This window comes from Paenibacillus alginolyticus DSM 5050 = NBRC 15375 (genome assembly GCF_000422905.1).
GTDB lineage: Bacteria > Bacillota > Bacilli > Paenibacillales > NBRC-103111 > Paenibacillus_E > Paenibacillus_E alginolyticus.
On the sequence record NZ_AUGY01000025.1, the window covers coordinates 1 to 21,256 of the forward strand.

Below are 21,256 nucleotides of genomic sequence, written 5' to 3' on the forward strand. Positions count from 1 at the left end.
ACAACGCTAAAGTTATTGCGAATCTATTTCTATGATAGCTGGTCTAACTTTGTAAATGCTGTCTTTCGCCCGCCAAGTAGAACTTCAAAGGGTCGACAGAAGACGAGCAAGACAAAAGAACGGCTAAGTTCACAGCGCATCATAGTGAGAGAATAGCGGAGACACAAGAATAAAATGTAAATTAATGGTAAAAACGCGTCATTTTCTGTAGTCTTTACTTTTTTGGCTTGTACCCAGAAAAACAAAATGGTAATAAATACAATATATTTAAGTAATTGTATTTATACGTGAAGACTTACTGATCATGTCAGCTATTTTGCATCGGTAATGTACGAAATACAACAGTTGCAGGTTAAAGCGGCGTTAGGGAGAGATATTGTTGCACGAAATACAACTTGGACTATCATGAACTCGGGGATTTCCAAATGGCGGGTACCCAATTAGTCGTGGATGCCCAACTGCTAGTTGCAACTAAAATTGCTCAATGATGCAGTTAGACTAGATGGTTGCCTAATTGGAGCATGTCCAATAAGGGTCGCTCCAAAGCGGAAAGCGGAAACCGGAAACAATGCCTATGTAAGTGGAATTGTTCAAAAGATGAAGTAGCAGGTTGGAAGGTCGATTTCCGGGCTTAAGCAAAAAAACGACCTGGGCATCGCCAGGTCAAATTCAAGAATTTTGGATTTTCAATCACATTTGAATATCAAGCAGCAGTCCGCTCATCGGGACGGGCAGATAAGCTTGGAGCTGGGAGCGATATTGGCCGTATGGCTTAAGTTGTGAACGAGACATTTGGAACAATGACTCCGAAGGCAATTGCTGCAATTGTCCTATCGAATTCGAGAGCGTCGCGGCGAAGTTTGTCATGCTGCCAAGACTTTTTAACGTGGAGCTAAAATGGTTTTTAATCTGATCCTGAAGTACGTCTTCTTGTAGTTCTAAGCTTCCGTTATCCAGCTTTGTTATCCCAATTTCTTTCAGAGAATAGGGTTTAGCGGCTTGCTCTAGCCCTAGGAGAAGTGAGCGATTAATATACTCGGGAGAATCCCGCAAACTGTCCTGAAATTCATTATATGTATTTACGAAATTACTTATGGGTTCAATGATGGATTCGCTATCGGCTTCTGACGAAAGAGGCGTTGCCTTGTAGGGAATAGAAGGAAGTCGAGATTCCACCAAGGAAGGTGCGGATTGTTTAACGTTCTGTGCAGATTGAACAAATTCGGCTACGCCTTTCGCGGCGGACTGAGCGTGTTGTTTGTAAGCTAGTTCTGCGAAGGGCATGTCAAGGGGGCGCCGAATGGTACTGGACTTTCCGCCGGCAATACCGCTTACTGCGCTTACCCGGTAATAGTCTTTATGGGTTTGATAGCTGTTCAAAGCCATAAGTGGGGGATACGCATAAATCATTAGGATCACCTCATTTTCGCTTACTTATAGTATAGCATTCGTAGGAACTGGGGTAAATTGGTACTTGCATAGTTAGAAGAAGTAAACAAGCTGCCTATACAAGCGGAGTCATTTGCTGTTTTGCTAACATAAGATAGCATTATTGCTTCTTGTGGAGGCGGTGCCAAGTGATACGCAAACGATTGGCTTCCATTGACGATCGAACTATCCATCGATTAGTCGTTGAACAGCTAGTACCCTTTTCTAGAATGTATGACACAGGTAGTTCTGTAACATTTTCCGAAATACGGAAGAGACTGAATCAGAATAAAACGTTTGTTACGGCCCGAGGTAATAAACAGCCGTTCGGATTCATCACGATGATTCGCAAATCGAGTGTGTTATTCATTGATATGTTAGCCGTCGATTCTCGTGAGCAAGGGAGAGGTTGGGGGAATGAGCTTATGAAGGTTGCCGAAGAGTACGGGAAAAGTGAGCGCTGTGTGACAGCTGAACTTTTTGTTGATGAAAGCAACCCCAAAGCGATTCAATTTTACTTGCGCAAAGGTTACGAAATTCATTCGTTTATTCCCGAGCTAAGCTGCTATAAAATGAGCAAGAAATTGAGATGATAAAACGAAGGGCTGCAGATGATTGCTTCATCCACAGCCCCATCATCATTCACTGAACATAGCTGCAATGTTTTCAATTTGAATATCGATCGGTCCTTGGAAGCCAGGGGCCATGCCACCGAAGAGAGGAAGGCCAAAGGAAGAAAACTCCTCTGGTGCTGATCTCAAAAATGGATTTTGATCTTCTGGCTTTGATTGCTTCGTTTTAATTATTTTTGATTTGGAAATGGTTTTTTTGCTTTTTTTCGTTGTCGTGTTGAGCTTCGTGGCGGCATCATCGTTCAGGATCAGCTTGTTTTTTTCAATACGACTTAAAACACCATAGATTTCGGACCCGTCGTTTAAAAAAATAAGAACAGGCTTGCCGTACAGGCTTCGACAAGTCTTATCAGTAATCGGATAAATAGGCTGCATTATTTCTTAGCACCTCCGTGTTATTGTCTACTTCCAGCCTATTCATGGCCGGGCGGATCGGTATAGACGAATGTCTAGATTCGCATAAGAAAAAGTTATGAGAGAAAGTTCTCAGAAAAGTTGAATAGCTTGACTATTTTAGGTATGCTAAGCATATTAACTAATCCTAATAGAGAAAGAATGATGCATAGATGAGTGGAGCTGTGTTTTATATTTTTGGGGCAACGGGAGATTTGGCGAAAAGAAAGCTGTTTCCAGCCTTTTATAGTCTATATCGTGAAGGAAAGTTAGGAGAAAATTTTGCTGTAGTTGGTTTGGCCAGAAGATCTCGAACGAATGAACAATTTCGCGATGATGTCAAGCATTCGATTGAGGATTTCGCCCGTTATAAAGTAACGGATGAGGCGGAATGGGAGCGATTCGCACAGCGTTTTGAATACATGTCACTGGATATCAACAATGTCGCTGGTTTCCATGAACTTAATGTACTGACTGCCAAGCTGGATGAGAAATATCAGACCGGTGGAAACCGTTTGTTCTACTTGGCTCTGGCTCCAGAGCTTTTCGGTAACGTATCGTACAACTTAAGTGAAGGTGGATTGCTCAAAACCAAAGGCTGGCACCGTCTCGTTATTGAGAAGCCGTTCGGTTACGATCTGCCATCGGCTGAGCGCTTGAATGGACAACTTCGTCAAGTATTTGAAGAGCAAGATATTTACCGTATTGATCACTATTTAGGTAAAGAAATGGTGCAAAATATTGAATTCGTTCGTTTCGCGAATGCCTTCTTTGAACCGCTTTGGAATAACAAATACATAGCTAACATTCAAATTACGCTAAGTGAAACTGTCGGCGTTGAAGAACGCGGCGGTTATTATGATCACTCTGGCGCCCTGCGCGACATGGGTCAGAACCATATGCTGCAGATGCTGATGATGATGGCCATGGAACCGCCAAGCCGTCTGCATCCGGAAGATATCCGTGATGAGAAGGTGAAGGTATTGCGTTCCCTCCGCCTATTCGAATCCGGTGACGATGTTCGTGCGAATGTGGTGCGCGGTCAATATTCGAATGGCTCGTCCAAAGGTAAAGCGCTGCCTGCTTATCGTGAAGAAGATTCGGTGAGTCCGCAGTCAACAACAGAGACTTATTTCGCAGCCAGAGTTCACGTGGATAATTTCCGCTGGGCAGGTGTACCTTTCTATATTCGTACAGGAAAAAGGCTGCCAGTCAAAACGACGGAAGTCGTTGTTGAATTCAAGAATATTCCGAACAATGTATATTTGGCCAAAAAGCATGAGTTGGAGCCGAATTTACTCGTTTTCCGTGTGAATCCGATGGAAGGCATCTATTTGAAAATGAATGCGAAGCAGCCAGGCTCGGAAGGCGTTATCGTTCCCGTAGCGATGGATTTCTGCCAGAGCTGCCAGATCGGTATCAATACACCGGAAGCTTACGAGCGCTTGCTGTATGATGCAACACGTGGAGATTCCACGTACTTTACCCGGTGGGATGAAGTGGCGCTTGCTTGGTCCTATGTGGATCGTATCGCAGCAGCATGGAGTGAGAGTTCAGAAGACCTGAAACACTATCCAGCCGGATCTTGGGGGCCAGAAGAGGCAGCGAAGCTCCTAAGCGATGACGGTTTCAAATGGTGGCCGATTAATGGTCAAAATGAAGGTGAAGTTGATTGGGAAGCCGTTCAAAAAACAACGGTTTTAACATAGTTGATATCAGCAGTAGGTAGGGAAAACCTAGCTTCGCATCAACCTTGACAAAGGCGCTCGTTATGGACGGCGTAAGCCGTTTATCCTTGAGGTAACAAGCTTAAAATCCAACTGGCGACTCTGCCTGTTGGATTTTTTTTGTGGTATAATAAATATTACGGAGTAAACTTGACAATTCATTACTTGAGGTGCGTAAATGTCACGAAGAGCTTTTATCAGATGGCTGCTGGCAATAGGGGCTGCGCTTGTTGGATTAAGTGCCATTTTTAGTCAAATGGTTAAGAGGAAATTTATTTCAGATGCTCAGCCCGCCCTATCATCTGTGAAGCCTGAACCTTCACCATCCGTGGCACAATCTACGGCAGAACCCTTGCCGACGGGTCCCCTCATGTCCTATTTTATATTAAGCGACCTTCATATCAGTATAGGTGATGCCCTTACGGGTAAGAAATTAAGGCAAGCGCTTGATGATATTACACATTTCGACGGTCCTGTTGATGCCATCATGCTAACAGGCGATCTGACGGACACAGGAACGGAACAAGATTATAAGGAGCTGCGTACCATTGTAAGTGAATATAAACTTCCACCTGTTCACGCGAACATGGGCAATCACGATTATTACTCGATCTGGATTAATAAAGCGAATATCTGGGATCAAGCAGCCGTTCCAAACGGCAAAAGTGACGCGATGAGCCGAGAGTCGTTCAAGAAGTTTTTTGGCTACAAGACGCTTTATAATGATTTTACGACCAAGGGACACTCCATCTTGCTTCTTTCACAAGAAGCTTACGTACAAGAGAAGCCGGAGGTCGGTGAGGGAGCTTGGTATTCCGATGAGCAATTGGAATGGTTCAAAGAACGGGTGAAAAGCCTATACAAACCTGGAAGACCACTGTTCGTGATGACGCATCAGCCGCTGCCGCCGATTGGCACAGATGGGGGATCACATCAATTAATGCGCGCTATCAAGTTCCGCGATACGTTAAAGCCTTATAAGAATGTGTTCGTGTTCTGCGGACATCGTCATCAAGATTTTCAGAACGGGACACCGCATTATGTGCAGGAGTCTTTCCATTATTTCCACAATGCTTCGGTTGGAAGAACGCTTAACCGTGCCTACCAGCAAGAAGCCAAGAATAAAGCACAGGGCATCTATGTGCAAGTATTTGCGGATAAGGTCGTCGTGCGCGGCCGAGAGTTTAGCAATCGAACTTTCCTAGATGAAGCGAATTGGAGCATTGATTTGCAGAAAGCTCAAGCCTGATTCATAGCACCTCTATATGTAAAAGAAGAAGGGAATAATCTAACAGATGACAACGCAACTCACTAAACAACTCGCAACAGAAGTCGCTAAGCGACGTACGTTCGCGATTATTTCTCACCCGGATGCGGGTAAAACAACATTGACCGAGAAACTGCTGTTATTCGGAGGCGCGATTCGCTTAGCCGGAACAGTCAAAGGGCGTAAGGCAAGCAAACATGCGACATCCGACTGGATGGAAATTGAGAAGCAGCGCGGAATTTCGGTCACGTCCAGCGTTATGCAGTTTGACTATGAAGGGCATCGCGTGAACATTCTAGATACACCTGGTCACCAAGACTTCAGTGAGGATACGTACCGTACACTTACCGCTGCGGATAGCGCGGTGATGCTGATCGACGTTGCCAAAGGGGTCGAGATGCAGACGAAGAAGTTATTCCAAGTGTGTAGAATGCGCGGAATACCGATCTTCACGTTCATTAACAAAATGGACCGCGAGGGCCGCGACCCGTTTGAACTCTTAGAGGAATTAGAGGAAGTGCTCGGCATTCGTTCGTATCCAATGAACTGGCCAATTGGTTCGGGCAAACAGTTCTGCGGAGTTTACGATCGCGGGAAATCACAATTAGAACTGTATCAAGGTGAAGATCACAAAGACATTCAAGTGCGCAAAGTGGATGGGGTAGATGATCCATTAGTGAAGCAAATTGCAGGCGAATTCTTGCATAAACAATTAAGCCAGGATATCGAGCTGCTCGATATTGCCGGAGATCCGTTTGATATGGAGAAAGTGCTGCAAGGCGAGCTCACACCTGTTTTCTTCGGCAGTGCCGTGAACAACTTCGGTGTGCAGACGTTTCTTGAGAACTTCCTGCAGCTTGCACCAGCGCCAGAGCCGCGTAATAGCACAGCAGGCATCATACAGCCTACGAAAGAGAAATTCTCTGGTTATGTATTCAAGATTCAAGCGAATATGAATCCAGCTCACCGCGACCGTGTGGCTTTCTTGCGTATCGTATCTGGAAAGTTTGAGCGCGGTATGTCCGTGAAACATGTTCGACTGGGCAAAGACATTAAGTTAGCACAGCCGCAGCAATTTTTGGCGCAAGACCGTGACATTGTCGAAGAGGCGTTCCCAGGCGATATTATTGGCTTGTTTGATCCCGGTATTTTCCGGATCGGTGATTCCCTAAGTGAAGGGGAAGAGGTCGTTTTCGACGAGCTGCCTACTTTCTCACCGGAGCTGTTCAGCAAAGTTTCGATCAAGAATGCTCTGAAGCAAAAGCAATTCCTCAAAGGGATTGATCAATTGACCGAAGAAGGTATGATTCAAGTATTCACCACGATTGGTTTCGAGGATATGATTCTTGGCGTAGTCGGTCAACTGCAATTCGAAGTTCTTGAACATCGGATGAAATCTGAATATGGCGTTGACATTTTATTACAGCGCCAAAACTATCAATTCGCGCGTTGGATTATAGACGAGAAGCTGGATCCAAGTAAATTCCGCATTAACTCACAGCTGGTAAAAGATAAAAAAGGGAATTTCGTAGGCTTGTTCGAGAGCGAGTATGCGCTGCGATCTTCGATCGAGAAAAACCCGACTGCTAAATTTTTAACTAGCGCTCCATAAGTGTTGTAACTGAAGAAGAGGCTGCCTCCGGATCTTAATCTGGGGAACAGCCTCTTCTTTCAATTTTGTGTCCAACGGACAGTTTGCTTCATACAATAGGTACGGGTTAATAAGTAGTCGTATAAACCAGTCCTAAGGAAGTGAAGTAGAGACGTGCACCTCTTAATCATTGCTCCTGAACAAATTCCAGTACCGCCGATACTAGGTGGTTCCGTCGAAATATGCATTCATTCCATTGCACGCGAGCTTGCCAAAATGCACCAAGTTACCGTTATTTCGAGGCAGCATCCTAGGTACAGCCGTATTTCACGTCAGGGTCGACTTACGATTATTAGGGTACCTACGGGAAGCTCTCGTACGTATTTAAAGGAAGTGCTTAAGGCAACCAAGGGAAAGACATTTGATTGGATTCAAGTCGATAACAGGCCCCAGTATGCTGCCGTTATCAAACGCCATTTTCGGAAAACACCAGTATCACTATTCTTACATTCCTTAACGTTCGTGAGGCCGCCGTATGCTTCTATTCGCAGATGCTCCAAGCATTTGAATAAAGTGGACTGGATTGTAGCCAACAGCAGTTCACTCGAACAGGAGCTAATAAGTCAGTATCCGAAACAGCGAAACAAGGTTCACAAGATTTACCTCGGAACCGATGTGGCTAGATTTCGCCCTAAATCGGAGAAGGCGAGGAGACGTTTAAGAAGGAAATACCGAGTTAGCGGTAACGGTTTTCAGATCCTTTATGTCGGCCGACTTATCCAGCGCAAAGGCATCCCACATTTGATTCGTGCTGTTCATCAAGCTAGAAAATCGATCCCTGGGATGAAGCTTCTGATTGCTGGGGGCGAGCAAGGTAAAGGCTTCAAAGCAAAGCTTAAAAGGATGGCTAATAAGCTTGGAGTGCCAACAAAGTTTCTAGGCAATATTCCGTATCGTAAGATACATGAAGTATATGGACTTGCGAATTGCTTAGTTTGTCCTTCACAAAAGCATGAGGCTTTTGGATTGGTGAATGTGGAAGCCATGGCTTCTGGACTTCCGGTTATCGCTTCGAATATTGGGGGAATGAAAGAGGTCATTCAGCATGAACATAACGGGGTTCTGATCAAAGATTTCCGAGATCCTCGCGCTTTTGCCCATAGTATTGTGGCGGTGGCCGAACGGAAAGAATGGGCAGAGGGTATAGCCAAACAGGCGCGGAGTGATGTCATCAAGCAATTCAGCTGGCAGGCCACAGCACAATCTTTGGCCGACTTCTATAGACTGAAGCTGGAGGCAAATCATGAAAAAGACGTCAAAGAAACCGTTTCGTCTTAGTAGAGCTAGATACGTCACTAGCAAAATTGGCAAAACGAAGGCAATTGAAGCTAAGCCAGATCTGCGTAAATATGTTCCAAAAACTAAACGAATGAATCAAGAGACACTTAGGGAAATGCTCAACCGATATAAAATGGTGTATATTAAACCGAATGTAGGTATGTTTGGTAACGGTGTTATACGAGTGGAACAGGCAGAAGAGGGGGCTGAAAAGCCTTATTCGTATCAGTCAGGCGTTCGATTAAGACAGTTTAAAACGTTTCATGAAATGTATGCAGCCATCAGTAAAGTGACGAAAAAACGCAATTATTTAGTACAAAAAGGGATTCATCTGCTCAAATACAAAGGTAATCGGTTCGATCTTCGTGTCATGGTTCAGCAAACACCTCTTCGAAAGTGGGAGACAACGGGTGTCATCGGCAGAGTAGCTCATCCGAAAAAAGTGGTTACTAATTTCCACAATGGGGGAACATTGAAGCCGGTGGATACATTGCTGCACAAATATTTGCCTGCAAGTAAGCGGAAGGTTTATGTTAAGAAGCTGCATACTCTGGGTTTGCAGATTGCTAAGGCGATTAACTCGCGCTATAAAGGGGTTAAGGAGATCGGTGTCGATGTGGCCTTGGACGATAAGCTGCATCCATGGATTCTTGAGGTAAATACTAGTCCTGATCCTTATATTTTTCGGAGATTGAGTGATAAACGTATTTTTGCCAAAATGAGACGTTATGCCAAAGCTTACGACCGGTTATGAAATCATAACCGGTATGTTGTTGTTCGCTTGAAAGGTTTGTTCAATCTCGATAGCGGATACAGGGGGACTTAATAAATAGCCTTGGATCGTAGTACAGGTTGTTTCTTTCAATATTTCAAGTTGGCTCCATTCTTCAACGCCTTCTGCAACCACTTGTACCTCAAGCGCATGGCCGAGATGGATGATGGCATTTGTAATGGCCCAATCATCTTTATTGCTATGTATATTTTTTACGAAAGAACGGTCTATTTTCAGGCAATGGATAGGAAAATGTTTCAAGTAATTAAGTGATGAGTAGCCAATTCCGAAGTCATCGATCGAGATCGAAATCCCTTTATTACATAGCTTATCCAGTACCGCGACGGTTGTATCCATATTCTGCATAATGGAGCTTTCGGTAATTTCAAACTCCAGGAAAGCAGGGTCGATACCCGTTTGTTCAATAATCTGAATGGCCTTATCGGAAAAGGACTCATCTTGAAATTGACAAGGGGAGATATTTACAGCAATTTGATAGTTTAAAATATCGGCTTCCAGCCATCTCGCTTTTTGGAGACAGGCCTCACGAAGGACCCATTCACCAAGCTGTAAAATCAAACCGCTCTCTTCAGCAAGCGGAATAAACTCGTTAGGAGCAATTAAGCCGATCTCCGGGTGATTCCAGCGCACCAATGCTTCCAGACAAATAATATTTCCGGTGGAGAGTTCAAGACGCGGCTGATAGTATAGGATGAGTTGATTCTCAAGGATAGCCTTCCGCAGCTCAGTTTCCATCTGAATTTGATTGGAGAAAGGCTGCGCGTGCGATGAATGATAGGTGACAAGCTTGTTCTTGCCTGTACGCTTAGCGGCTAAGAGAGCTTGATCAGCTTGATGCAAAGCTTGTTCGATCGTAGTTAACGTTATGTCCACAGCACTCATACCTATACTCACGGTAATAAAACATTCTTGGCCCATTACGATGAAGGATGTTGCAAAAACGTGCTGGATGCTTTGAATGGCTTGGGAGAGCTGATCTTGGGTACTAGCATGTATAAGGAGAACAAATTCATCGTCTCCTGATTGAATAACAAGGCCACACCCATGTATGGCTCGCAGACGGTTGCCCACTTCTTCCAAAAGGAGATCGCCAGACTTGTATCCGAGCGAGAAATTCACTTGGCGAAACCGATCAATATCAAGGATCAGAAGGGTACGTAATAAAGCTGTGTCCTTGGCATGATGTTGGCTTCCAATAGCCTGCTTTAACAATGCTTGAAGCTGCTGTCGTTGGTGAATGCGAGTGATTATTTTCTTACTCCTAAGAGTACCTAATATTGTCGATGCGGCGAAGTGAAAAAGGCGCCTGACTGCTTTCATTGCTATCACTCATTCCCACATCATAGTTGTCCACTGTACCCCTAATCATAAGTCGAAAGGCGAACGGTAGACAAGATTATAAATTAGTTATTTTTACAAATAATAGCAAGTTTTTCAGTTAACTTTATGTAAAATTGATGAAAATGTCGAATATTGTTGAATGAAAGTTTCAATAATTTTATGTTGACATGGATGGCTTTTGAATGAGAAAATGTACGCGTGTACATTGTTAGTTTAATGAATGAATTATTGGAGGCTTAGGCATGGTGACGAGAAAAGAGGTTGCTGAACTAGCAGGAGTTTCAGAGGCGACCGTATCCCGTGTATTCAATGGGCTAGGCCCCATGAAGCCTGCAACGAAAGAGCGTGTACTAGAGTGTGCTAAACAGCTCAACTATCATCCAAATGCGATTGCGCAAAGCTTCGCTCGCAGGCGCAGTGGTAATCTTGGTGTTGTGCTGCCCTACATGCCCAAAGTACATCTTTTCTCTGCCTTTTATTTCGCGGAAATATTAAGCGGCATAGGAGAACAAGTAAGGGAGCAGGGCTATGATATGCTGCTGTCGCTTTTAACACCGGATGACAGTTTGGATTACACCCGACTTTATCGTTCGCAGAAGGTGGATGCTTGTGTCATCCTGGGTTCAAGGGACACTCCGCAGCAGCGGGAATCGCTTATGCAACTGCAGGCGCAGGGAATGCCTTTTTGCTTGGTCAATCAGAGCTTCGAGGGGTTATCTTTTCCTGAGGTGGATGCCGATCATGTAGAGGGGAGTTATAAGGTTGTTCGGCATTTACAGGAAGAGGGCTATAGGAAGATTGCTTTCCTGAATGGTTCGCCTCAGTATTCGAACTCTGGCGATAGGCTTCAGGGCTATATGAAAGCAATGAATGAAGCAGGATTAGAAGTTCCTCCTGAACTGCTGCTTGAAGGCAATTATAGCCGTAAAAGCGGTTATGAAGCGGCATCAGGACTATGGGAGCATCGTGATCAAGTGGAAGCGGTATTTGCGGCCAATGATCGCATGGCGATCGGTTTGATGCAAGGGCTCCGTGAGCGAGGGTGGATCGCCGGGCGCGATTTTGCTATTGTTGGCTGCGATGATTCGGATGCTGCTAAGCTCAGTGATCCACCGCTAAGCAGCATCAATGTGCCTTTCTATGAGATGGGCAGAGAGGCAGCACGCAGTGTGCTGGCGGACTTGCTGCATGGGGAAAGCGCGAAGGATACAAGGATCAAGCTGCCAACCCGATTGGTTGTGCGGCAATCATCGAAGAGCAGTCATCATAAATGAGTAATAGGTATAGGGATGAAAGAACTCAAATGAATGCTAACGAAGTTAGTTTTGCTAAGGCAAAGCTCTAGGGAGGCGCACTTTTATGAAATCTTTCAATATCGGTATGGTTGGCTATAAGTTTATGGGCAAAGCACATAGTCATGCTTATAAGGATTTGCATATGTTTTTCCCGCAGACAGCGGTACCGAAGATGAAGCTCATCTGCGGTCGAGATGAAAGCGGTGTCAGCAGCGCAGCCGAACAATTCGGCTGGGACGGGTTTGTCACCGATTGGCGCGAGCTGGTCACGCATCCCGATATCGACATCGTCGATATCAATGCGCCCAGCGATGCGCACAAGGAAATCGCGCTTGCTGCGGCCAAGGCCGGCAAGCATCTGTTCTGTGAGAAGCCGCTGGCGCTGACCCTTGCGGATGCAAGGGAAATGCTGGAGGCGGCTAAAACAGCCAGGGTGAAGCACATGGTGGGCTTCAACTATAGGTTTGCACCTGCGGTGCAGCTCGCGAAGAAGCTGGTCGAAAGCGGCCGCCTCGGAGACATCTATCACTTCCGCGCTTGGTTCCTGCAGGACTGGATCGTAGATCCAACGTTCCCGCTGGTCTGGCGCCTGCAGAAGGAGATTGCCGGCTCCGGGTCACACGGCGACTTGGGCGCGCATCTGATCGATCTGGCGCACTTCTTAGTAGGTGACATGACGGAGGTTATCGGCATGAGTGAGACGTTCATCAAGCAACGTCCGCTGCCGACTTCGATGACGGGGCTTACCGCCAAAGGCAGCAAGGATGCACCGCGCGGACCGGTCACGGTCGATGATGCGACGCTGTTCATGGCACGCTTCGCGAATGGGGCGCTTGGCAGCTTCGAGGCTACTCGTTTTGCACCAGGGCACCGGTGCACGAATTCTTTTGAAATTAATGGCAGTAAGGGCAGTGTGAAGTTTGATTTTGAGCGGTTGAATGAATTACAGGTTTATTTTACAAGTGATGATGAAGATGTTCAGGGCTTCAGACGTGTTCTGGCGACGGATCCGTCGCATGCTTATATGGATGCGTGGTGGCCTGCGGGACATACGATTGGTTATGAGCACACATTTGTACACGAGGTCGTTGAGCTGATGAATGCACTTTCGGAAGACCGTCAGCCGGTCCCGAATTTCGTAGACGGTGTGAAGTGTCAAGAGGTGCTGGAAGCGGTGGACCAGTCCATTGAGCAGCGTCGTTGGGTGCGTATTAGTGAAGTCTAAGGATAGATGAGTAGGGAGAGGGGCTTTGAGCGTGAGTAAACAAGCATTGATTGTGTGGGGTGGCTGGGACGGTCATCAACCTGAAGAGGTGGCTGGCATTTTCGCAGGGGTATTGCGTGAGGAAGGCTTTGGCGTGGAAGTATCCGACACACTGGACAGCTTCAAAGATGCAGAGCGCTTGGCGGGCGTTGATCTTATTGTGCCAGTTTGGACCATGGGTAAAATCGAGAGCGAGCAGTTGAAACCGTTAATCGCTGCGGTCAAAGAAGGCGGAACTGGCATCGCAGGTTGTCATGGAGGTATGGCAGATTCCTTCCGTAATGAAGTGGAATATCAATATATGGTTGGCGGTCAATGGGTAGCGCATCCTGGGAATGACGGTGTTACATATACGGTTCGAATCAAGGATCGGGGGCATCTTTTGACGGAGGGCATGGATGATTTCGTTGTTGTCTCGGAAAAGTATTACATGCATGTGGACCCAGCCATTCACGTCCATGCGGTTACAGACTTTGGCGATGTGGAGATGCCGGTTGTATGGACGAAAACCTATGGAGCAGGCAAGGTGTATTATAACTCGCTAGGTCATCAAGCTAACATCGTTCGTATGCCAGAAACACTAGAATTAATGCGCCGCGGCTTGCTGTGGGCAACACGATAACGATTAGGGGGAAGTCAGAGATGAGCAAGAAGAAAGTGGGTATTATCGGTTGCGGGAATATTAGTGCAGCCTATATGAAAAATATTCCTAACTTTGAGCATTTGGAGCTGCTCGCGTGTGCCGATATCGATGTGGATAGAGCAAAGGCCCGGGCGGAGGAATTCAATATTCCTCATGCATATACGGTTCAAGAGCTATTGAGTGATCCGAATATTGAGATTGTGATTAATTTGACGATTCCGGCAGCACATGCCGAAGTTTGTATTCAAGTGTTGGAAGCGGGCAAGCACGTGTATGTGGAGAAGCCGCTTGCCGTAACCCGTGAGGAAGGTTTGCAGATTCTCGAAGTTGCGCATCGTAAAGGATTACTGGTTGGCAGTGCACCGGATACGTTCCTCGGAGGAGGTATCCAAACGTGTGTGAAGCTGATTAATGACGGCTGGATTGGCACACCGATTGCAGCAACGGCATTCATGATGGGTAAAGGCCATGAGCATTGGCACCCGGATCCTGAATTTTATTATGCCAAAGGCGGCGGCCCTATGTTCGATATGGGTCCATACTACTTAACTGCGCTTGTGGCCTTGCTGGGTCCTATCCGGCGTGTAACCGGTTCGGCTGCCGTTAGTTTCCCGGAGCGCACGATTTCTAGTGAGAAGAAACGCGGGCAAAAAATTACAGTAGATACCCCAACTCATATTGCTGGTGTGCTGGATTTCCATAGCGGCGCGATTGCTACGCTTGTAACAAGCTTTGATATTATGGGAGGCACTCAACTGCCGAACATTGAAATCTACGGCAGTCAAGGTTCTTTGCGTGTTCCAGATCCGAATACCTTCGGAGGTCAGGTGCTTATTCGCAAAGGCGGCTCCGATTGGGAGCCGATTCCTCTGTCGCACGGCTACAAAGAAAACCACCGCGGTTTAGGTGTAGCAGCCATGGCTGAGGCCCTGATAAGCGGCCAAAGCGATGCGCATCGTGCGAATGGAGAACTGGCGTACCATGTGCTCGAGGCGATGCATGGCTTCCATGATGCGTCTGACTCAGGGAAGCATTATGTGATGCAAAGCAGCTGTGAGAGACCTGCTCCGCTGTCACCTGATTCTGTATTATAAAAAAATGAAATGATAGGGCTAACTGTTGATAGAGACTGTCTGTTCATTCATTGTGCCGCCTCAAAATTGGTAGGCATAACTCCAAAATTCGATTTTAGAGTCATTCAGCAGCTTTTGTGAGGGTTGATAGGCTATAGTAGTTATCAATGTTGAATTTCATACAACAATTCACACGCCTAAAGGCTATTTTGTAAGTTGCAGTTGCAGTTTGTACAACATTTCGAGCCCATTTGTTGCAAAATGGCCTGTATAGGGTCCAATTGTTGCACTTTCTGCAACATCATTTGACAGAGAGTGTTGATCCATTCCGTTTAATACACGTTTATGACCTCTAGTTAATACAGGAACAATCTGGACGATTACTGTCATTGAAAAAGCTGCCTAATAAAGGGCAGCTTTTTTCGATTGACGATACTGCAAGGGGCTCATCCCCGTCCACCGTTTAAATTGTCTGCTGAAATGTGATAAGTGAGAATAACCCAATAAGGAGGCGATTTTTTTGAGAGGTAGATCGGGCTGGGCAATGAGGACCTTTGCTTCATGCAATTTAAGATCGGACAAATACTGTCGTGGAGACATCCCAAACACTTTGCGGAATACCTCAAGTCCATAACCAGAGCTGATCCCAAGCGACGAAATAATGTCCTCGATCCGAAATTTATTTTCTAACGTTTCTTCGTCCATCGGAGAATATGGATTGAATGATGCTTTGATGGCTTCAGCAATTGCTTTGGCATACTGAACGGAAGTGGGAGGGATGCTTTCATTCTGATCCTGATTCTGATCCTTGGCCGGACAGACAAATTGAGACAAGATTCCAAATAACTCAAATAAAGTAGCTTGCAAGCGAAATCGATCCGTTGTCGTATATTCACGAGGTTGCCTGGCCATTTCAACCCAATCATCGAGAACTTTTCGCAGTTTACCATTTTCCTCGGTTTCAGATGGGAAGAGAATCTTAGAGTTTTTGATCATTTCTTGGCGAAATAGGGGGTCGTCTACGTTGAAATGTGCCGTGAAATACGTCATGCCTTCCCTGGATATACAACGGTTAGCATGTTTGAATCCTGGCGGAATCAGAATAATATCTCCTGCTTGCAGCAAGTAACGATTCTTTTCCATGACCGTTTCCTGACAGCCCTTTAGGATTAGATTAACTTCAAAGCCAATATGAGATTCTATGGGCATTTCCCAATTGTTTTCCACTTGCTGTAAGTGAGCTCCAAAAAATTTGACATTCCAATCAAACATGGGAAGCCAATTGGCGTTATTTTTCCAAATCAAATATTGTTGTTTTGCCTTATCCATATCATTTCACCTTGGTTTTGGGTAAATTTCACGTTGTTTGGACAATCGCGTAGGGATCTATTCTCAATCTATAATAAAGAGAGAAAAGGATCAAGTCGTACGAAAAACAGATGGAGGTCATAGATCATGGAAAACGCTAACATACAGTGGATTTCAAGCACAAAAGAATCCTTGTGGCAAGATAAAGTAGTGTCTGATCGCGGGAACGGTGATGTAAACCTTGCGATAACCGATGAACCATTTCAAAAGGTAGAAGGCTTCGGTGGATGTTTCAATGAGTTAGGTTTCGCAGCGCTTACGCACTTATCGGAAAAAGAACGCGGGCAAGTTCTTCACTCCCTTTTTCACCCGGATGGTGATCAAAAGTTTAGTATTTGCCGTCTTCCGATCGGCGCAAGTGATTACGCACTGGAGTGGTATAGTCTAAATGAGACGGACGGAGATTTGGAAATGAAGCATTTCTCCATCGAGAGGGATCTGAAATATTTAATTCCCTATATTAAAGAAGCCTTAACCTATAATCCAGATTTGAAGTTTTTCGCCTCCCCTTGGAGCCCTCCAACTTGGATGAAGTTCCCTAGAGCCTATAACTATGGCAAATTACGCTGGGAAAAAGAAATACTAGCGGCCTATGCGCTTTATTTCGTCAAATATGTAGAAGCTTATCGCAATGAAGGTATTACGATTCATCAGATTCACGTTCAAAACGAAGTTGTTGCGGATCAAAAATTCCCATCCTGTTTATGGACAGGAGAACAGCTGCGCGATTTCATTCGGGATTATCTGGGTCCTGCTTTCGAAAAACATGGGATCGATGCTGAAATTTGGCTGGGAACGATTAATGCGCCAGAGCCGTGGCAGGAATGGTTGAAAAAATCGTCGTCGGATTTCAATGCCTATGCATTTACCGTGCTGAGTGATCCTGAAGCTTACAAGTATATTAAAGGTGTCGGCTACCAATGGGCTGGAAAATACGGCATCCAACGAACCGTTCAAAGCTATCCGGAACTTCGTTACATGCAGACGGAAAATGAATGCGGAGACGGCACGAATACGTGGGATTATGCCAAATACATCTTTAATTTGTATCAGCACTATTTTACAAATGGCGTGAACGCCTACATCTACTGGAACATGGTGCTTGAGCCGAAAGGACGCAGCACGTGGGGCTGGGAGCAAAACTCGATGATCACGGTAGATCCAGCGACCAAGACAGCAACTTTCAACCCAGAATATTATGTGATGAAGCACTTCTCCCACTTTGTTTCACCGGAATCTACAAGAATAGGTTTAAAAGGTCCATGGACCGGAAATGCGCTTGCTTTTGTGAAGCCAAATGGTGATAAAGTGGTCGTGATCGCCAATCCTTTTGCAGAAACAAAGGAGGTTCGTTTATCAGACGGTAAAATGGTTTATACTTTTGAACTTGAACCGGATTCCTTCAATACGATTGTATTTAATGGAGGAAATAGGCGATGAAAGAGCTGCTCTATGGTGTCGCCTATTATAGGGAATACATGCCCTATGAACGATTGGACCAAGATATCCAGATGATGAAGGATGCCGGTATTAATCTGGTGCGAATTGCCGAATCGACATGGAGCACGCATGAACCGCAGAACGGAGTATTCGAGTTCTCACATGTCGATCGGGTGTTGGATGCGATGCATGAAGCCGGCATTAAGGTCATCGTCGGAACTCCCACTTATGCTATCCCCACTTGGATGGTCAAGGAACATCCTGACGTTCTGGCCGTTACTCCGAAGGGGCCTGGGCGTTATGGAGCTCGTCAAATTATGGACATTACGAATCCGACATATCTGTTTTATGCCGAAAGAATCATACGTAAGTTGATCGGGCATGTCCAAAATCACCCTGCGATTATCGGTTACCAGGTAGATAACGAGACCAAGCATTATCAGACTGCAGGTTCCAACGTCCAGTTCATGTTCGTGAAATACATGAAAGACAAGTTCGGAACCCTAGAACGTCTCAATCAGGAATTTGGGCTGGATTACTGGAGCAACCGAATTAATAGTTGGGAGGATTTCCCTTCCGTCGTCGGTACGATCAATGGCAGTCTAGGGGCGGAATTCGGTCGATTCCAAAGGAAGCTCGTTTCCGATTTTCTGACTTGGCAAGCATCAATTGTTAATGAATATAAACAACCAGGTCAGTTTGTCACACATAACTTTGATTTCGAGTGGAGAGGTTTCTCTTTTGGTGTCCAACCGGATGTAGACCATTTTGCGGCGTCGGCATCTTTGGATATTGCCGGAGTGGACATTTATCATCCTTCTCAAGATGGACTGACAGGAACCGAAATTTCGTTTGGCGGAGACGTTACTCGTGCTCTAAAAGGAACTAACTATTTCGTTTTGGAAACTCAGGCGCAAGCTTTTCCTAACTGGACTCCTTACCCGGGACAATTAAGGCTTCAAGCGTTCAGTCACCTGGCCTCCGGCGCTAACATGGTCTCATATTGGCATTGGCATTCGATCCACAATTCAGCTGAAACCTACTGGAAGGGCTTGTTAAGCCACGACTTCGAGTCGAATCCCGTTTATGAAGAAGCCAAGACCATAGGCAGAGATTTTAACCGATTATCGCGGCATCTTGTGAATCTGCAGAAATTGAATCGGGTCGCGATGCTGGTCAGCAATGAGGCTTTGACGGCGATGGAATGGTTCCCTCTGCCCGGTCGTCAAGTCAACTATAACGATATTGTTCGGCTTATGTACGATGAGTTATATAAAATGAATATCGGTTGTGATATCGTTCATCCGGACAGTGATATGTTTGAGAATTATGAGCTGATTCTTGTTCCGGCACTATATGCAGCGTCAGATGGACTGCTGGAGCGGTTGAATACTTTCGTTAGAAATGGCGGGCATGTCGTGTATACGTTTAAAAGCGGCTTTGCGAATGAACATGTTAAAGTCCGCACCACACTTCAACCCGGGGCTATCGATGAAGCTTGCGGTATCCGCTACAACATGTTTGTGGAGCCGAAATCTGTTTCATTCAAGGGTGACCCTTTTGAAGTTGGGCCCGAGGACAACACAGTGAAAACATGGATGGAATTGCTTACGCCTACGACGGCAGAAGTATTGGCCTCTTATGACCATCCTCATTGGGGAGCGTATGCGGCTATTACAAAGAACCGCTACGGGAAAGGCACTGCGACTTATATTGGTTGTCTGCCGAGTTCTGCCGTGATGAGCAAAGTGCTGGAAATGACGGTCAAGGATGCCGGATTATGGGGGAAGGATCAAGATATACAGTATCCCCTTATTGTGAAATCGGGTATTAACGGCCAAGGGAAGACCATTCGTTACTATTTTAATTACTCGGATCGTACCGAGACGTTGAAGTATCCGCATGCGGAGGGGAAAGAATTATTGAGCGGGCAGGCTGTGGAGCAAGGGGAGGTCTGGGAGCTGACTCGCTGGGGAATTGCGATTATCGAAGAAGCGTAACTGCTGAAGATACAAGGAAGACTGCCGAGTGTGGTAGTCTTCTTTTGTTGCGCATGGCAGTGTATCGATTGGAGACAATTGTAAAAATACACTGTTCGCATGATTGGCGAAAGTGCCGTTTTATCACAGCTTTTGTTTTTTTGCGCATATGTGGATTCCACGAAAATAAGAGCCCCTAGAAGCTTCTATTTCGAGAAAAAGTAGCTAATGGTGGACAATAAGAGTCTCCAGTTTGGTGCCGAACACTCGGCATATGGGTCATTCCACAGAAATAAGACGCTATAGCATCATTTTGGCCTAGTCTTTCGATGTATGATTCGCTCGCGAGGACAGTCTCTCGATGAAATGCGTATCAACCTTGATCTTCGTGCCTGCACTTTGCTCTAACTCAATCGATTCAATAAGCAGATCCACAGCGAGATAAGCCATTCGCTGCTTTTCTACATGGACGGTCGTTAATTCTGGCGAAATTATAACGGCTTCGGAGATATTGTCAAAACCGATAATGGATACGTCATCTGGTATTTGGTATCCGAGCTCCTGAACCGTCTTCATAGCGCTGATGGCGATATAATCGCATTCACAAAATAGAGCGGTCGGCAAACGATGCCCTTCCTTCAGAAACGCGAGCAACTGAGCTTTGAGCGAATCTTGGGAGGATAGGATGGTAGGAGCTACAGAAAATCTGTGGGTAATCAGAATCTCTCTGCCATGTTCTTGAATGGCTGAGGTAAAGCCACGCTTTCTTTCCTCGAAATTATGAATTCTCACATTCGATTCAATATAGCCAATATCGGTGTGCCCTATCTCACAGAGATGAGTGCCGGCCTGATAAGCGCCCATAAAATTGTTAATCTCTACAAAATGAATCGGCAGGGTATCAAAGCAGGTATCTAAAACAACGAGTGGCGATTGAAGTTTATTGGCAATATCCGCGATTTGCTCCCTATTTAAGTTCGTACCTAGAAGGACGACCCCATTGCTTTTCTTTTCCTCTGCAACCATCCGAATATCCCTCTCCAAAAACTCCATATCGATGGAGGAAAACAGTAAGGAATAGCCTTTCGTACGGCATCGTTCTTCAATGAATTGGATAAGTTCCCGAAAGAATGGTTGTTGATAAAACTGCTCTAGTACGATGCCAGAGTTTGATATGACTAAAAAGGTAAGTGATTTAACTGTATGGTCAATGGATGGGGATTTTGCTCTAGGGAGGTATCCACTTTCCTGTGCGATTTGCAGGATGCGTTCACGTGTTTCTGGACTGATTCCAGGTTTTCCACTGAAAGCAAAGGATACGGCAGATTTGGAAACGCCTGCTAATTTCGCAATATCTTCCATCTTCATTATCGGATTCCTCTTTTCATGTTAACTAATTCGTTAAGTAAGTTTAGTTTACACTTATTAATAAACATATACAAGATAGAACTAATTTGTTTAGTTTTGTTTAGTTGATTATAAACTAAATTTTATTTTAAAATAGCTAAAATAAGACGTTGACACCCGAAATTTAGGGTGATAGGATGATTTTATAAATAAAGTTAAGTAAAAAGTTTATAGCGTGATTTGCTAAAATTAATAATTTTGTTTAGTTCGATCATTAAGTTCTTCCTTACGATGTTTAGTTGTTTATTCATCCATTTATCATTGATTTTTAGAGGAG

The 21,256-nt window shown here is 45.2% G+C and carries 17 protein-coding genes; 12 read left to right on the plus strand and 5 right to left on the minus strand.

All coding sequences use genetic code 11. The features are described 5' to 3' along the window. Nucleotides 1-690 precede the first annotated feature (690 nt). Nucleotides 691-1,410, minus strand: a complete 720-nt coding sequence (locus G519_RS0113120) for a hypothetical protein (RefSeq protein WP_029195085.1) — start codon at nt 1,408-1,410, stop codon at nt 691-693. Nucleotides 1,411-1,577: 167 nt separating this feature from the next. Here G519_RS0113120 and G519_RS0113125 point away from each other — a divergent pair, with 167 nt between their 5' ends. Further along, nucleotides 1,578-2,021 (plus strand): GNAT family N-acetyltransferase, encoded by a 444-nt coding sequence (locus tag G519_RS0113125; RefSeq protein ID WP_029195086.1) that lies wholly within the window; start codon nt 1,578-1,580, stop codon nt 2,019-2,021. 45 nt (nt 2,022-2,066) lie between these two features. On the opposite strand, the gene G519_RS42855 is transcribed toward G519_RS0113125, so the two are convergent. Continuing rightward, nucleotides 2,067-2,435: a hypothetical protein gene (locus G519_RS42855; RefSeq protein ID WP_036632845.1), complete on the minus strand. Its 369-nt coding sequence runs from the start codon at nt 2,433-2,435 to the stop codon at nt 2,067-2,069. Nucleotides 2,436-2,626: 191 nt separating this feature from the next. Here G519_RS42855 and zwf point away from each other — a divergent pair, with 191 nt between their 5' ends. The 5 genes from zwf to G519_RS0113155 all read left to right on the plus strand — a co-directional run bounded on the left by zwf (nt 2,627) and on the right by G519_RS0113155 (nt 9,130). Next, nucleotides 2,627-4,162, plus strand: coding sequence for a glucose-6-phosphate dehydrogenase (zwf, locus tag G519_RS0113135; protein ID WP_029195087.1), 1,536 nt, complete (start codon nt 2,627-2,629; stop codon nt 4,160-4,162). A 196-nt stretch (nt 4,163-4,358) separates the two neighbouring features. Beyond that, entirely contained in the window at nt 4,359-5,429 is a 1,071-nt protein-coding gene (locus G519_RS0113140) for a metallophosphoesterase family protein (protein WP_029195088.1), read from the plus strand. A gap of 46 nt (nt 5,430-5,475) precedes the next feature. Continuing rightward, nucleotides 5,476-7,059, plus strand: a complete 1,584-nt coding sequence (locus G519_RS0113145; RefSeq protein WP_029195089.1) for a peptide chain release factor 3 — start codon at nt 5,476-5,478, stop codon at nt 7,057-7,059. Nucleotides 7,060-7,212: 153 nt separating this feature from the next. Then, on the plus strand, nt 7,213-8,376 hold the full coding sequence (locus G519_RS0113150; protein WP_029195090.1) for a glycosyltransferase family 4 protein: 1,164 nt from the start codon (nt 7,213-7,215) through the stop codon (nt 8,374-8,376). Next, the gene (locus G519_RS0113155) at nt 8,342-9,130 is read left to right on the plus strand and encodes a YheC/YheD family protein (protein WP_051253363.1); all 789 of its coding nucleotides are present in this window, start codon (nt 8,342-8,344) and stop codon (nt 9,128-9,130) included. Before G519_RS0113150 ends, G519_RS0113155 begins: the two co-directional genes overlap by 35 nt. Here G519_RS0113155 and G519_RS42860 read toward each other — a convergent pair. Beyond that, entirely contained in the window at nt 9,125-10,489 is a 1,365-nt protein-coding gene (locus G519_RS42860) for a putative bifunctional diguanylate cyclase/phosphodiesterase (RefSeq protein ID WP_051253364.1), read from the minus strand. The genes G519_RS0113155 and G519_RS42860 overlap by 6 nt on opposite strands. A 263-nt stretch (nt 10,490-10,752) precedes the next feature. Here G519_RS42860 and G519_RS0113165 point away from each other — a divergent pair, with 263 nt between their 5' ends. The 4 genes from G519_RS0113165 (at nt 10,753) to G519_RS0113180 (ending at nt 14,806) form a co-directional block, all read left to right on the plus strand. Beyond that, a complete protein-coding gene (locus G519_RS0113165) occupies nt 10,753-11,784 on the plus strand; it encodes a LacI family DNA-binding transcriptional regulator (protein ID WP_029195092.1) in 1,032 nt (343 codons plus the stop codon). Between the two features lie 85 nt (nt 11,785-11,869). Then, nucleotides 11,870-13,030, plus strand: a complete 1,161-nt coding sequence (locus G519_RS0113170) for a Gfo/Idh/MocA family protein (protein WP_029195093.1) — start codon at nt 11,870-11,872, stop codon at nt 13,028-13,030. Between the two features lie 31 nt (nt 13,031-13,061). Then, the gene (locus G519_RS0113175; RefSeq protein ID WP_036632856.1) at nt 13,062-13,691 is read left to right on the plus strand and encodes a ThuA domain-containing protein; all 630 of its coding nucleotides are present in this window, start codon (nt 13,062-13,064) and stop codon (nt 13,689-13,691) included. A 20-nt stretch (nt 13,692-13,711) separates the two neighbouring features. Then, complete coding sequence (locus G519_RS0113180; protein ID WP_029195095.1) at nt 13,712-14,806, plus strand: Gfo/Idh/MocA family protein; 1,095 nt, start codon at nt 13,712-13,714, stop codon at nt 14,804-14,806. 381 nt (nt 14,807-15,187) lie between these two features. Here G519_RS0113180 and G519_RS0113185 read toward each other — a convergent pair whose 3' ends face one another. Continuing rightward, nucleotides 15,188-16,114 carry a helix-turn-helix domain-containing protein gene (locus G519_RS0113185; protein ID WP_051253365.1) on the minus strand — a complete coding sequence of 309 codons (927 nt, stop codon included), beginning with the start codon at nt 16,112-16,114 and terminating at the stop codon, nt 15,188-15,190. 126 nt (nt 16,115-16,240) lie between these two features. Between G519_RS0113185 and G519_RS0113190 the strand changes: the two genes are divergently transcribed. Both G519_RS0113190 and G519_RS0113195 read left to right on the plus strand, forming a co-directional pair. Next, on the plus strand, nt 16,241-17,593 hold the full coding sequence (locus G519_RS0113190) for a glycoside hydrolase family 30 protein (protein WP_029195097.1): 1,353 nt from the start codon (nt 16,241-16,243) through the stop codon (nt 17,591-17,593). Then, nucleotides 17,590-19,593: a beta-galactosidase gene (locus tag G519_RS0113195; RefSeq protein ID WP_029195098.1), complete on the plus strand. Its 2,004-nt coding sequence runs from the start codon at nt 17,590-17,592 to the stop codon at nt 19,591-19,593. The genes G519_RS0113190 and G519_RS0113195 overlap by 4 nt, the downstream gene beginning before the upstream one ends. 297 nt (nt 19,594-19,890) lie before the next feature. Here the strand turns inward: G519_RS0113195 and G519_RS0113200 are convergent, their stop codons facing one another. Next, nucleotides 19,891-20,940: a LacI family DNA-binding transcriptional regulator gene (locus tag G519_RS0113200; protein WP_029195099.1), complete on the minus strand. Its 1,050-nt coding sequence runs from the start codon at nt 20,938-20,940 to the stop codon at nt 19,891-19,893. Nucleotides 20,941-21,256 lie beyond the last annotated feature (316 nt).